The organism is Woodsholea maritima DSM 17123 (assembly GCF_000382325.1).
Lineage (GTDB): Bacteria > Pseudomonadota > Alphaproteobacteria > Caulobacterales > Maricaulaceae > Woodsholea > Woodsholea maritima.
In genome coordinates this window covers 270,091-282,877 of the sequence record NZ_KB908058.1, presented here as the reverse complement: position 1 = coordinate 282,877, position 12,787 = coordinate 270,091, and the positions used below count along the sequence as shown (strand labels likewise).

The 12,787-nt window shown below is 56.5% G+C and carries 12 protein-coding genes; 4 read left to right on the top strand and 8 right to left on the bottom strand.

Annotated elements, in window-relative coordinates; genetic code table 11:
• Positions 1–426: 426 nt before the first annotated feature.
• Positions 427–1,623 (top strand): MFS transporter, encoded by a 1,197-nt coding sequence (locus H151_RS16085; RefSeq protein WP_019961447.1) that lies wholly within the window; start codon positions 427–429, stop codon positions 1,621–1,623.
• A 54-nt stretch (positions 1,624–1,677) separates the two neighbouring features.
• On the opposite strand, the gene H151_RS0109575 is transcribed toward H151_RS16085, so the two are convergent.
• The 4 genes from H151_RS0109575 to H151_RS0109560 form a co-directional block, all read right to left on the bottom strand.
• Entirely contained in the window at positions 1,678–2,847 is a 1,170-nt protein-coding gene (locus H151_RS0109575) for an ABC transporter permease (RefSeq protein WP_019961446.1), read from the bottom strand.
• An 11-nt stretch (positions 2,848–2,858) separates the two neighbouring features.
• Entirely contained in the window at positions 2,859–4,025 is a 1,167-nt protein-coding gene (locus H151_RS0109570; RefSeq protein WP_019961445.1) for an ABC transporter permease, read from the bottom strand.
• Positions 4,022–4,708 (bottom strand): ABC transporter ATP-binding protein, encoded by a 687-nt coding sequence (locus H151_RS0109565; RefSeq protein WP_019961444.1) that lies wholly within the window; start codon positions 4,706–4,708, stop codon positions 4,022–4,024. The genes H151_RS0109570 and H151_RS0109565 overlap by 4 nt, the downstream gene beginning before the upstream one ends.
• A gap of 77 nt (positions 4,709–4,785) precedes the next feature.
• A complete protein-coding gene (locus H151_RS0109560) occupies positions 4,786–5,832 on the bottom strand; it encodes an efflux RND transporter periplasmic adaptor subunit (RefSeq protein ID WP_156823454.1) in 1,047 nt (348 codons plus the stop codon).
• A gap of 190 nt (positions 5,833–6,022) precedes the next feature.
• Between H151_RS0109560 and H151_RS0109555 the strand changes: the two genes are divergently transcribed.
• From H151_RS0109555 to H151_RS0109545, 3 genes are all read left to right on the top strand, one after another.
• On the top strand, positions 6,023–6,580 hold the full coding sequence (locus tag H151_RS0109555) for a hypothetical protein (protein WP_019961442.1): 558 nt from the start codon (positions 6,023–6,025) through the stop codon (positions 6,578–6,580).
• 64 nt (positions 6,581–6,644) lie between these two features.
• Positions 6,645–7,160, top strand: a complete 516-nt coding sequence (locus H151_RS0109550; protein WP_019961441.1) for a response regulator — start codon at positions 6,645–6,647, stop codon at positions 7,158–7,160.
• 143 nt (positions 7,161–7,303) lie between these two features.
• Positions 7,304–9,838 (top strand): PAS domain-containing sensor histidine kinase, encoded by a 2,535-nt coding sequence (locus H151_RS0109545; protein ID WP_233354560.1) that lies wholly within the window; start codon positions 7,304–7,306, stop codon positions 9,836–9,838.
• 634 nt (positions 9,839–10,472) lie between these two features.
• Here the strand turns inward: H151_RS0109545 and H151_RS0109540 are convergent.
• From H151_RS0109540 to H151_RS17095, 4 genes are all read right to left on the bottom strand, one after another.
• The gene (locus tag H151_RS0109540) at positions 10,473–11,063 is read right to left on the bottom strand and encodes a periplasmic heavy metal sensor (protein ID WP_019961439.1); all 591 of its coding nucleotides are present in this window, start codon (positions 11,061–11,063) and stop codon (positions 10,473–10,475) included.
• Positions 11,060–11,473 (bottom strand): hypothetical protein, encoded by a 414-nt coding sequence (locus H151_RS16080; protein ID WP_019961438.1) that lies wholly within the window; start codon positions 11,471–11,473, stop codon positions 11,060–11,062. Before H151_RS16080 ends, H151_RS0109540 begins: the two co-directional genes overlap by 4 nt.
• Before the next feature lies 1 nt (position 11,474).
• The gene (locus tag H151_RS0109530) at positions 11,475–12,104 is read right to left on the bottom strand and encodes an RNA polymerase sigma factor (RefSeq protein WP_019961437.1); all 630 of its coding nucleotides are present in this window, start codon (positions 12,102–12,104) and stop codon (positions 11,475–11,477) included.
• 67 nt (positions 12,105–12,171) lie between these two features.
• Positions 12,172–12,747: an EF-hand domain-containing protein gene (locus tag H151_RS17095; protein ID WP_019961436.1), complete on the bottom strand. Its 576-nt coding sequence runs from the start codon at positions 12,745–12,747 to the stop codon at positions 12,172–12,174.
• Positions 12,748–12,787: the final 40 nt, after the last annotated feature.

The window sequence follows — 12,787 nt, the reverse complement described above, 5'->3', positions numbered from 1 at the left end:
TTTGAGGTTTTGAGCCGGTTTGGTGCTCGATGAGTGTGGGTGCTTTAGCCTATCTCCTGACCCAAAGATGTCAGTTGAAAACGCTAAACCTCACAGTGTGATTTGTGTTCAAGCGAGCTTCCTTGTTTGAGTATCTCAGCCTCCCTTGAATCCACCCCTTAAGTACCAACCAGTTGGTATGTATGCAAGAGAATTCTTTTTCTGTCCCCCCTAAAATAGGGTTCAATCCGCAATTCTGCGCACCTTTCCCTCTAAAAAGACGATGATTGTCTCAGGACAATGCCCCGTACACATACGGGTTTGTGCTTAATCGTGCATCACGCACGCAGCCGTGAGCGGGCTTGAGACATAGGCTCTGCCTTGCACTTGCGAAGGGCAAGGGCCATTTCCATTTGACGACATCTCTTCAAACCTGGATCGCTCGCCATGACCCAGCTACGCCCTTCACCGCTGTCGGCGGGCATTATTGTGCTGTTAATGATCGCTGTTGGGGTCAATCTTCGGCCGCCACTTTCCAGCCTGGGACCGATGCTCGATCAGATCCAAGCCCATACCGGGCTTTCCGGGCGCAATGTCAGCCTGCTGACCACCTTGCCGATTGCCCTAATGGGTATGGGTGCTTTCTTCGCGGCCTATATCCGGCGCATCTTGGGGGAATATATCGGGATCTTGATGGGGCTGAGCCTGATCGGTTTGGCCTTTGCCCAGCGCTATTATGGCCATAATGCCAGCGGGTTGATGAGCTCGGCGGTTTTTGCGGGCATTGGTATTTCCATTGCCCAGACTTTGCTGCCCTCCTTCATCAAACATCATAGCCGTGAAGATATGGGCCGGATGATGGGGATTTATACCACTATCATCATGGGCGGGGCGGCGTTGGGCGGATTTTTAACGCCAATCTATGCCCAGATCATGGCCTGGAACCATGCGCTGGCCGCCTGGATCTTGTTGACTTTAGCCGCGCTGGTCCTGTGGGGTGTGATCGCACGCATCACCCATGAACCGGCCCGCGGCTTTCGCCCCCTGCCCGGTCCACGCCTTGGCGCGCCCGGCTCATTATGGCGCAGCCCCAAAGCCTATCTCTTGGGCGTGTTTATGGGTATCGGGACCGGATCCTTCATTATTCTAATGGCCTGGCTACCGGCTTTTTATACCCATTTGGGCTGGAGCCCCCTAAAGGCCGGGGCTCTGTTGGGCGCACTAACCCTGGCAGAGGTGTTCAGCGGACTGTTCATTTCCAGCTTCATCACCCATTTCCCGGACCGGCGTGTGTTGATTTTTGCCGCGCTGATCAGCTTGGGTCTGGGCCTGGCGGCCATGCTGATTGCTCCGCTCGCCTTGGCCTGGCCTGCGGGCATCTTAATGGGCTTTGGCGTAGGCGGGCTGTTCCCGCTCTCTGTCATCTTGATCATGGATCATGCCCATAGCCCGGATGAGGCTGCGCGCCTAAATAGTTTTGTCCAGGGCTGGGGCTATATCATTGCGGCCTTATTCCCATTGTTTGCCGGTATCATTCGCGATCTGACCGGCGATCTTCACCTGGCCTGGATCGCGCTGGGCGGTATTACCCTGCTCGAAGCCGTGATCACATTTTATGCCGCGCGCCCGCACATGCGGACATAAAAAAACCTGCCACAGCTTAGCTGCGGCAGGTCAAGGCGAGATAGAAGAATGCGATTAGCGGTGAACTTGTAACAAAGGCACCGTCGCTGCGCGGATACTGGGCACCAGACCGCCAAACAGACCGACAAAGATCGCCAGGATCATGCCGGAGATGATGCTGGAAGGCGTCAGTGACAGGCTGAACACCACTTGGGTGAAGCCCCCGCCTAGGGTTGACGCACTCATGCCATCAAAGATGACATAAACCGCGATCGCCCCGACGAGCCCGCCAATGGCGGCCAGCATCAGCGATTCCAGCATTGTACCGATAAAGGCCGATCCCCCGCTAAAGCCAATCGCGCGCAAAGTTGCGATTTCATGGACCCGCGCATCAACCGAGGAATACATCGTATTCCAGGCCCCGGCGAGCGCCCCAATGGCCATGATATAAGCCAAAGCAACACCAGCACTGATCAAACGGGTCATCCCCACGGCCTGATCTGCGAAATACTGCTTCTCAGTAATGATATCCAGGCTGAGGCGCGGTTCATTTTCGGCATAGTCTTGCAACTGAGACAGACCCTCAGGCCCATCCAGCTTCACGCGCACCGATTGATAGCTAGCCCCGCGTTGATAGAGGTTTTGCAACACCCCAGCCTCGGTCCAAAGCTCTGAATCGAAGACCGTCCCGCCGGTGGAGAATTTACCGACAATCGTCCAGACATTCGAGCCCAGGCGTATGGTGCTACCCACATCAAAGCCTTGGAATTCGCGGCCCACGCCTTCACCGACAATCAATTCGGCGGCACCGGGAGCAAACATGCGCCCCTCGACCAGGGTAAAGCCTTGGCGCAGGCGCTCTGCGCCTTCTTCCACACCGCGCAAGGGCAGATTGGCCTCGGTTTGCGAAGAGCGCTTAATGCCATCGACCACCACATAAAGCTCAGCTGAGCTAACGGGGCGGTCTTCTGCGTCACGCACGATGCCCGGAGCGGTTTCAATCAGAACAACATCATCGCGGCTGAGGCCGGAATTCAGCTCCGCTTGGGAGCCCGCCCGCAAGATGATCGCAACATCTTCCGAGCCCGCATTGTTCAAGGTCGCCGCAAAGCCATTGGTCAAGGCCATAAAGCCCAACATCACCGCGACCACCAAAGCAACCGACATCACGGTCGCCAAAGACATGCCCAAGCGTTGCGGGATGGATTTGATATTCAAGGCGGTTACCGCCAACGTTTGTCTCATCTCATCCTCCCCTAATGCTTACCAAAGGCGGTAACGATACGCACATTCATCGCGGAAAATGCGGGCAGTAACCCTGTGATCAGGCTCAGACCCAGCATCAACAGGGCCCCATAGCCCATCGCATCCCAGGAAATAGAAAGCTCACCCAGGACATTCTTCATCACTGGATTGATCAAGGTGATCGCGCCTTGGGCCGCAGCGATGCCTAAGAACCCGCCGAAGAAACACAACAAGAGCGATTCCCCCATCACCATGCGGAAAATACGCGGTGCGGGAAAACCCAAGGTCTTAAAGACCGCAATTTCCTTGATCCGCTCATTGATCGCCAGAACCATGGTCGTTCCGACAATCATCAAAATCGTGACAAAGGCTGCGCCCACCACCAAAGACAACATCAAACCGATATTGCCCAACTGGCTCAAGAAAGCCTCGCCAAAGGCCGCCTCGGTGGAGGTTTCAGTTTCATAAGGTGAATTGGCGAACATCTCATCAATGGTGCGGCTGACCGCATCATTCACGCTGACATCCTCGGTCAAGATCACAATCCAGCCCAGCATATCGCGGTTAAACGCCAGGGCTTCATTGTAATAATCATAATGCATCAGGGCGAAATTGGCCGGTACATCACGGCCCGTTTCAGGCTCGTAATCCATGATGGCACACACCTCGAACTCCCAACTGCGCGAGCCATCTTGCTTGGAGAAGATATTGCTCATCACCGGGATGCGATCCCCCAAGGAGATTTGGTTCATCGTCGCCAATTCCCGGCCCACCGCCAAACAATCACGCGTATTGATAAAAGCGGCGCGTTCCTCAGGTGAGGTTATCAGCTCGGGATAGACGTTGAGATAGGCTTCAGGATCGGTGGCAAAGGTCTGAAACTGATTGACGGGCTCTTTATAATAGCCCCCAAACCAGCTGGCATGGGCCGCATCCACCACCCCTTCAACCGATTTGACGCGGTTATAATAGGCAAAGGGCAAGGACACGGTGAAGTTGATCGAATTGACCGTCACCAAGCGATTGGCTTTTGCCGATTGCACACCGGCATTGAGCGCACCATTCATGGTGAACAGCGCGGCATAGATGAAAAACGCGATCATGATGGAGATCAACAGCAAGATCGCGCGCGTTTTCTTGCGGAAGAGATTCTTCCACATCAGCGTGAGATCATTCACTGCGCACTCTCCTGCTCGATAAAGCGGCCCTTATCCAGGCGCAGCTCGCGGCGCGCATATTTGGCCGCGGCTGGGTCGTGGGTCACCATGATGATGGTCTTATTGAGCTTGGAATTGAGCAGCTGCAGCATTTCCAGCACCGAATCCGCACTGACGCGGTCGAGATCCCCGGTCGGTTCGTCACACAACAGAACTTTGGGATCAGACACGATGGCGCGCGCAATGGCGACGCGCTGTTGCTGGCCCCCAGACAATTGACGCGGATAATGTTTCGCGCGATCAGAAATCCCAACGATATCAAGCGCCGTGGCGATATGTTCTTTGCGCTGTTTCGGCGACAGCTTGGTCAAGAGAAGCGGCAATTCCACATTCTGAGCCGCGTTCAGCGTCGGCATAAGATTATAAAACTGGAAAATAAAGCCAACATGGGCCGCGCGCCATTTGGATAAACGCGCTTCAGACAGATTGTCGATCCGCTCGCCCTGACACTCAATGGTGCCACTGCTGGGCCGGTCAATCCCGCCCAGCATGTTCAACAGCGTCGTCTTGCCCGAGCCTGATGGGCCCATAATGGCAATGAAATCCCCTTGAGCGATCTGCATATTGAGACCCTCAAAAATGGTGACTGCTTCACCGCCACGTGAATAGCGCTTCGACAGATCGCGAAGTGTGTAAAGGTTCATGCAGGCCCTCCCCGTGCTTTAAATCATAAAGCACTTTAGCAAAACTCAAAAGGGAAAGCAAGCTTTACTTTTGTAGCTTAACTTCCCGGTTCGATAAAGGTCACGCGTGCAGCCATATCGGGTAGGATACGCCCATCTGCCTCATCAAAAGCGACACGCACTTGGATGGTGGCCCGTGCGCGATCAGCGGTCGGGATGATGGCTTCAACATGGGCGCGAATGCGCCAGTCTGGATAAGCATCCAAGATGGCCTCAACCCGCTGGCCGGGTTCAACGCGACCGATTTGGCCCTCATTGACATCAACCTCGATCTCAAGCGAGCTCATATCCACCAAGGTCGCAACACCGGTCCGGGTAAACCCACCGCCTGCAGAGACCGGCGATAAGATCTCACCGACCTGGGCATTTTTGGCAATCACAACACCGGCGAAGGGCGCGCGCACGACATGGCGCTCGATATAATCGTGTTGGCTGGCGACCTGGGCATCCAGCGCGCTGACATTGGCACGAGCCGCAGTCAATTGCGCATCGAGCGATTCTAGACGCGCGCGTGAAGCTGTCACCTGAGCTTCAGAGCCGACATTTCGCTCTGCCAATTGCGCGGCGCGCTCCAGCACCCGGCGCGCTTCGGCTTGTTCAGCACGGATCTGAGCGATTTGAGCGTTGGCCGCTCTATGCTGGGCCTCAATGCGCTCCAAGTCCAAACGCGCACGGGTATCATCGAGATGAGCCAGGATCTCACCGGCCTCAACCTCTGCGCCCTCTTCCACCAGCACTTGGGTGATGCGTCCGGTAATTTCGGCTGAGACAGTTGCTTGACGGCGCGCTGTGACATAGCCCGATGCGGCCAGCCCCGATGGCGCACGCACGCGGGTGGGCGCAGCGACTTGGGTTTGAGATGCATCACTTTGCGTTGAAGACGCAGGCGTTGAGGACTGCGCAACACTGGAAGCGGGCACGTCCGGGGTGGGTTTCAACACCCAAACCGCCCCACCGCCCATCGCGAGCCCCAGAACCAAAGCCACGGCCATGCCGATCAAGCCGCCGCCAGACGAACCATTTTGGCTGTCCGAGCCGCGATCAATGCTTAGCGATTCCAGTTGTGATCCACGATCATTTGACATGACGTCCCCCATTCCTCGTCCTTCAACAGGACATTTACCCCTACATGTACGCCTTAAATTCGATCAGACAAGGCAAAAGCGCGCGCCATATCTCATGACAGCAGTACGAACGATCCGCGATGCACACTCTTTTAAGCCTCGCGCCCCACACTAGCTCAAGCGCTCATACCAAGCAAAAGGAGCCAGAATTATGGCCAAGGCGGTTTTCCATAAACACCAGCGCGTCTTTGTAAAACCGGTCGGAACCTGGGCCATAATTGAACAGGTTAAACCCCATTGGGTCAAAGACGTCGAAGAGCCTGTGCGCATTCATTATGATTGCGGGCTGGGGCGTGATTTTCGCGCTGATGATTTATCAGCCGAAGAGGTTCAAGACGATTTCGCGGGCCAATGGCGTTTGATGCGCGCGCGCAATAAATGGCAAACGCCTGAAGAATGCGCCCACCATCCCGTGCCCGGCACTTATCCCATCGTGGTGACCGACAGCCAGAATTGGGGCGGTTGGCGGGTTCCGGGGGCCGAATATGACCGTGATCCTGGACGAATTGAATTTCAAGCGCGCCTTATCGCCAACGCTCCGCGCCTCATGGGCCTGCTTGAGGCGTTCGCGCGCTTGGGGAATGACATGCCAGACGCACCCGCAGACTTGGTGTCTTTGGCGCGACATGCTAAAGACACGCTGCGTCATATTAAGGCTGAACCCACTGAATTTTCACATGAAGACCCAGCCCCCCCTCCTAACGCTTAACCCTAAAGCAAGACCCCCACGTTAAAAGTCATATTCACTGAAATCAAAATAGGTACGCGCGATAATGGCAGGCGATCTCAGCCGGATTAGTGTCCTCGTCGTTGATGACAATATTCACATGATCCATATCGTGCGCTCGCTGCTGCGTGGCTTTGGCATTATCGATATCCATGAAACGCGCGATTCTGGAGAAGCCCTTGAAATCACGCGAATGGAGCCGATTGATATCGTCATTCTTGACTATCAGATGGACCTGTTGGATGGGATCGAGTTTACCCAGATGGTGCGTACCGCCCAAGATAGCCGTAACAAGCTGGTCCCCATTATCTTGCTAACCGCCTATACTGAACGCAGCCGGATCATTGCCGCGCGCGATGCCGGTGTGACTGAAGTGTGCCGCAAACCCGTGACCCCGCATGAGCTTTACACCAAAATTGCTTCTGTGATTAACAATCCGCGGCCCTTTGTGCGCTCGAAAACCTTCTTTGGTCCGGACCGCCGTCGCCACACCGGGGCAAATTATCGCGGAGAAGAACGCCGCGCCAGCGAGCAGGATGTCGATCAGGTCAGCGCTGATTAGGCAGAATAAATCGCCTCACCCCGCTGTGTGATCCTCATTTTCGCCTCAGTCGCGTGATCGCCTGACCACAAAGCTTTAAGTCTTGGTGAAAACCCGCTTTTGACGCTAGACGGGTCAATCCGGTGCATCTTAATGTTCAATTTATGATTCGCAAAAACCGAGCGATTCGCGCTGCTCAGCAGCGCCCCGCCCCTGATGGATCGGGCGAAGCTGGCCACGCCTTGCGGGCGCCGGTCCTCTCGGCGCGTGTCATTTTGATGGCCGTGATGGCGTTTTCTCTGGTCTTTGGGGCCGTTATTGTCATCAAGCTGGGCCAAGAACGCGCCAGCATGATTTCGGAATCAGAGCGCAGCCAGGCACGCACCGCCGCTTTCTTGGCTGAACGGGCCTCAGCTAATTTGGCCGAATTGCGCGGCGCGGTATCCCAGGCCGCCACGGGCCTTGATGCCTATGATGGGGATTTCGATCAAAGGATTGAAACCCGTCTGGCCTCGCTCGCCGGATCGTCCATGGTGGAAACCGCAGCACTGCTCATACCGGATGGACGGATCTTGCGCTCTGGTGACACGGATCTGGATTTACGCGCCGCCGCAGATAGTGCACTGGCCGAAGAAACCGGTCTGGCCGCCCTGCCGCAAGCGCCGGGCGGACCGCGCTTGGTTTTAGCCGAACCGGCCCCGCTTCCCGGCGGGCAAGTCGGTGCGGTGATTGCGATTTTGAACCCGCAAGCGGTCTTGCCGCAATGGGGTCAAGGCTCTGTGACTTTGTTGACGGACAAGCAAGGGCGCACGCTGGCCATTCACCCGCAAGTCCCCCTCGCCAGCGCGCCCATCGCGGCCGAACGCTTTGGGCTCAATGCCGGGCAATTAAGCGCTATGGCCGAACGCGGCGGTGCGCTTTCTGGCATTGAAGTCGCCGGTGATGCGCGCATTTTGGGCGCAGCCGCGCTGACCAATGCGCCTTTACAGGCCTATGCCCTGGGTCCAGCCAATTTCAACCAAGCGGTTTGGCGCAAAACCCTCATTTTCTACGGCCTTCTCTTCCTCGCCCCCTTGGTGACCGCCGTGGCGTTAAGTGCGCTCTTATTGATGCAGATGGATAAGCTCAATGAAGCCCAGGGCCAGCTGGTCGAATCTGATCGCCGCTTCCGTTTGGCGATTGAAGGCGCGCGCTGCGGCGTTTGGGACTGGGATCTCGCCAATGATCAAGTCTTCATGATGGACAGCTTTGCGCGCATGGTCGGCCGGCCCAATGAGCAATCCCTGACCGGGTCTGAGTTTATGAATCTGCTACGCGCGGAAGACCGCACCCGTTTGCGCACGGCTTTACGTGCTGCGCCCAATTCGTCTGAATTGGATGTCGAGGTGCGCGCCAATCAATTGCCCGTCTGGCTGCATATGCGCGGGCGCCCCTTCGCCGATGGCACCCATCATGGACAGCGCATTGTCGGGGTGGCGATTGATGTGACCGAGCGCAAGGGCGCACAGGCGCGCGTCGCGGCGGCGGAATCGCGCCTGCGCGCCGCGTTGGAATCCATGAATGAATCCTTCGTCCTATGGGATTCCCGCAATCGCCTGGTGCTGTGGAACCGCAAATTCCGCGACTTCTTCAATCTCGATGAAGGCGCGCTGAAACCCGGTACGACCTATGATCAGGTTGAGCACTTAGCTGGCAGTGCCATTCGTGCCGTCCATGCGCGCGAAGAAGGCAGCGAGTTTTATGAGCTAGAGCTGGGCGATGGCCGCTGGCTGCACTATTCAGAGCGCCCTACCGCCGATGGCGGCCTGGTCAGCGTCGGTGCCGACATCACCGCCATTAAGATCCAGGAACAGGCGCTGAAAGAAAATGACCGTGCGATGCGGCGCACTGTGGATGATCTCAAACGTTCGCAAGAGCGTATTCAAGAGCTCGCTAAGAGCTATGAAGAAGAGAAAATCCGCGCCGAAGAAGCCAACCGCTCCAAGTCTGAGTTTCTGGCGAATATGAGCCATGAGCTGCGCACGCCCCTAAACGCCATCAATGGCTTCTCAGAAATTATGCTGCGCGAAATGTTCGGGCCACTGGGCCACGAACGCTATGCCGATTACGTCAATGACATCTTGAATTCCGGCCAGCACCTGCTCTCCTTGATCAATGACATCCTGGATATGTCGAAGATCGAAGCGGGTAAAATGCATCTCCAGGCCGAGCCCATTGTGCCCCATGAGCTGATCGAACAATGCGTGCGCTTAATGGCGGCCCGCGCGCAGGAAAAACAGATCGAGATCAAGGTTGAGGGCGATGAGCTAACCGAGATTGAAGCCGATCCACGCGCCATCAAACAGGTGATTTTGAACCTGATGTCGAATGCCGTGAAATTCACCCCTGAGGGCGGCAAAGTCGTGGTGCGCACCTTTGATGCCAGCGATGGCATTGTGCTGCAGGTCGCCGATTCCGGGATTGGCATTGCGAAGGAAGATATTCCGCGCCTGGGCCGTCCGTTCGAACAGATCGAAAGCCAGCATTCAAAAACCCATCAGGGCTCTGGCCTGGGCCTCGCGCTGTCTAAATCACTCATCGATATGCATGGCGGAACGCTGCGTATCGATTCAGAGCTGGGCAAAGGCACCACCGTGTCCTTCAGCCTGCCTAAAGTTACAGTCCTTGTCCAAGACGAAAGCGACGAAGAAGCCGCTTAAGGCTCAACCGGGTTCACGGGCGAGCATGAGCGAGATCCGGGATCTCTTGATGGCGAGATGTATGCGCGCATAGGTATGACAAAAATATAGACTGTCATCCCCGACCTGATCGGGGATCTATCGGCCTTAAGGGCAAGCGCAACAAATCCCGGATGTGCGCTTCGCTTCTCCGGGATGACAGCTCGTCTTTTTCTTTGATGTCATGCCAGACTTGATCTGGCATCCATGACGTGACGTTCCGTGTTATTCTGTCTGATCTAAACCAAGCTCAACTTTTCCGGCATGGACCCCAAATCAAGTTTGGGGTGACAGCTTGGTGATTTATCCTCCCCTGCGCAGCGGGGGAGGTGGTCGGATAGGCCGCAAGAGTGTCTCCTGCGCAGGCCCCTCTCAGCCATCTTCGCCGACAGTTAATAGTCAAGAAAGAAACTGTCATCCCGGACGAACGCCAGTGAGATCCGGGATCTATTGAGTTTGCCATGAATGATCATAGATCCCCGATTAAATCGGGGATGACAGGCTATAAAATTGTTCGCATTGCTCACATGCTCAGCTCGTGATTGTCAGTTTGTCCACGGATCAAGTCCGGGGCCGCGTAAGGGGGAAGGACTAAACTAATCCATTGAAAGATGACCTAAGGCCGGGGCGCAGGATGGCCTTCCTCTTCATGGTCTTCAAGACGATCATGGTCTCTGCGCTCGTCATGAGAGGGGCGTTCACCTTCGCGCCACCGGCGGTGATGGTTGCCATACCCGGGTCCGCTATAGCGCCCGCCGTTCAAGCCCGCCATAAAGACATGTTCACGCTCTTCCGGGGTGAGCTGGCTTAAAATTTCCACCATGGAGGCTTCCATCTTCAATTCCAGCTCGGTACGCGCAGCGCGTACCGTATGGAGGGCGCGCATCATGGCTTCAGGGTCAAAGGGCTCATGCGCGACAACGATCATAACCTGCTCGCGCGCTTCACGCATATCGTGGAAATGCTCACGCATGGCTTCGCGTTGCACACGCCAACGCGTGCGGGCGCGTTCAGCATGATCGGGGGGTAAGGCCTCAACAAAAGCGCGGGGATTGAATCGGCCACCCCAGTGATCATCGCCGTCACTGACATGGCTGTGCTCAGGGACATCGCGGCTGACCTGGCCTTGCAAGACCATACCAATCAGCACGCCATTGATCAGCACAGACACCAACAGCACCGCAATCCAGATATTGATGCGGTTCATGAAAAATCCTCAAACAACCACGTTTGCGGCACATCCAGGGCCGAATAGACCGGAATTTCGGTCCCGATCTCAGCGGCACTCAAGGGATCAGAGGCCGCCCCCATCCAGCCCAGGCTCACCCCGATCAGCAAGGTTGCCGCCGCCGCCAGAGGGGCCCAGCGCGGTTGGCTACGCTCGCGCTCATAAAGGGCGATGACCCGCCGGGTCAGGAGGGGGGAAAGAAGGGGAAGCGGAACAAAACTCAACAGACGATCCAGGCCGCGCGCCTCTTCCATCGCCCGCAAGATCGCAGGGCTTGGCTTATCCAGGCGCACTTTCCCGGCCGCGCGTTCACCCTCAGGCCAGCGCGCTAGATTCGCACCATAGGCTTCGATCAGTTCCAAACAGCGATTTTCGTTGAGCGCTTCCATCTCACTCACCTTTGGCGGCATTAAAATCGGCCATCAGGCCGGTGACACTTTCGGCCAGAGCCGTTTTCAAACTGCGACGGGCACGGGCCAGCAGAGATTCCAAAGCGTCCACGCTGACCTCCATAATCTCCGCCGCCTGAATATTTGAGTACTCTTGAAAATGGCATAACTCTAAGGCCAGGCGCTGACGCTCCGGCAGAGCGGCGATGACGGCCTGGACCTCCGCTGAGGTATCAGCCTCTACCATCACTGCGCCAGCGCCGGGGCTGGGATCGACCATTTCGGGGATATCTTCGCCCAAAACCTCGCGCTTTTTACGAAGCCGGTCATAGCAAAGATTGATCGCAATACGCACAACCCAGCTTTCAAAGCGGGCCTTACCCGGCTTCCACTGATGGGCTTTGCGCCAGACGCGAATAAAGGTTTCCTGGGCAACATCTTCGGCGTCACTGGCATTGCCCAGCATCCGCATCGCCACGCCATGCACCTGGGGTAGGCACCGCAAAGTGAACGCGCGCGCGGCATCACTATCGCCGCGCGCAATGGCCTTAGCGAACGCATGATCTTGAGCATAAACATCGCCCGCGGCGTGTGTTTTTTGCCCTTGAATGACGTTCAAAATGGGTCGCACCGGAATTTATCCTTTCAGATCTTTGTGCGAACATAACCGAGTTCGAAACCCGCCACTAGTCCCTTACCTAATCGCGCTGGCGGCCATGGCGGCGTTGACGGTCACCGCGGCGTTCGCGGCGTTCAGCACGATACGCCTCACGCGCGGCATCGAATTCATCTTGGCTCACCACCCCATCATGGCTGGTATCCCATTCATCGAATTTCGCACGATGGTGCGCCGAAAACTCATCATAGGAAATGCGCTGGTCACCATTGGTGTCGATCACGGCCATGCGATGGGCACGGTGACGGCCCCGGCCTTCATGGCCCTCATCTGCGTTCTCTTCGCGCGCGGCGCGGTGCTCTTCGCGCAAGGCATGGATACGCTGAGCCATGGGTCCGCGATCCTCCAGGCTTAACACGCCATCATTATTGCGATCGCGGAAGGTGAATTCTTCACGCTGCAGGCTATCAATTTCGGCCCAGCTGATGGCGTGATCTTGATTGGTGTCGGCGGCGCGTAACAACATCCCAAAGCCGCCCAGGCCGTGATGGCCACCGCGATGATGGGGCGCGCGCTCTTCCAGGGCCATCGCCTGGCTGCCCAGGGCCGCCAGCATAAGGCTCGCCGTCACTAATCCAATCTGTGTGCGCAAAGTCATCTTACATCCCTTCTAAGGGTTTGAAGCCGTCCGAGCTACA

Bases quoted from the DNA above. Each gene is read 5' to 3' on its own strand.
- H151_RS16085 (WP_019961447.1), top strand. From the start codon at position 427: ATGACCCAGCTACGCCCTTCACCGCTGTCGGCGGGCATTATTGTGCTG.
- H151_RS0109575 (WP_019961446.1), bottom strand. From the start codon at position 2,847: ATGAGACAAACGTTGGCGGTAACCGCCTTGAATATCAAATCCATCCCG.
- H151_RS0109565 (WP_019961444.1), bottom strand. From the start codon at position 4,708: ATGAACCTTTACACACTTCGCGATCTGTCGAAGCGCTATTCACGTGGC.
- H151_RS0109560 (WP_156823454.1), bottom strand. From the start codon at position 5,832: ATGTCAAATGATCGTGGATCACAACTGGAATCGCTAAGCATTGATCGC.
- H151_RS0109555 (WP_019961442.1), top strand. From the start codon at position 6,023: ATGGCCAAGGCGGTTTTCCATAAACACCAGCGCGTCTTTGTAAAACCG.
- H151_RS0109550 (WP_019961441.1), top strand. From the start codon at position 6,645: ATGGCAGGCGATCTCAGCCGGATTAGTGTCCTCGTCGTTGATGACAAT.
- H151_RS0109545 (WP_233354560.1), top strand. From the start codon at position 7,304: ATGATTCGCAAAAACCGAGCGATTCGCGCTGCTCAGCAGCGCCCCGCC.
- H151_RS0109540 (WP_019961439.1), bottom strand. From the start codon at position 11,063: ATGAACCGCATCAATATCTGGATTGCGGTGCTGTTGGTGTCTGTGCTG.
- H151_RS16080 (WP_019961438.1), bottom strand. From the start codon at position 11,473: ATGGAAGCGCTCAACGAAAATCGCTGTTTGGAACTGATCGAAGCCTAT.
- H151_RS17095 (WP_019961436.1), bottom strand. From the start codon at position 12,747: ATGACTTTGCGCACACAGATTGGATTAGTGACGGCGAGCCTTATGCTG.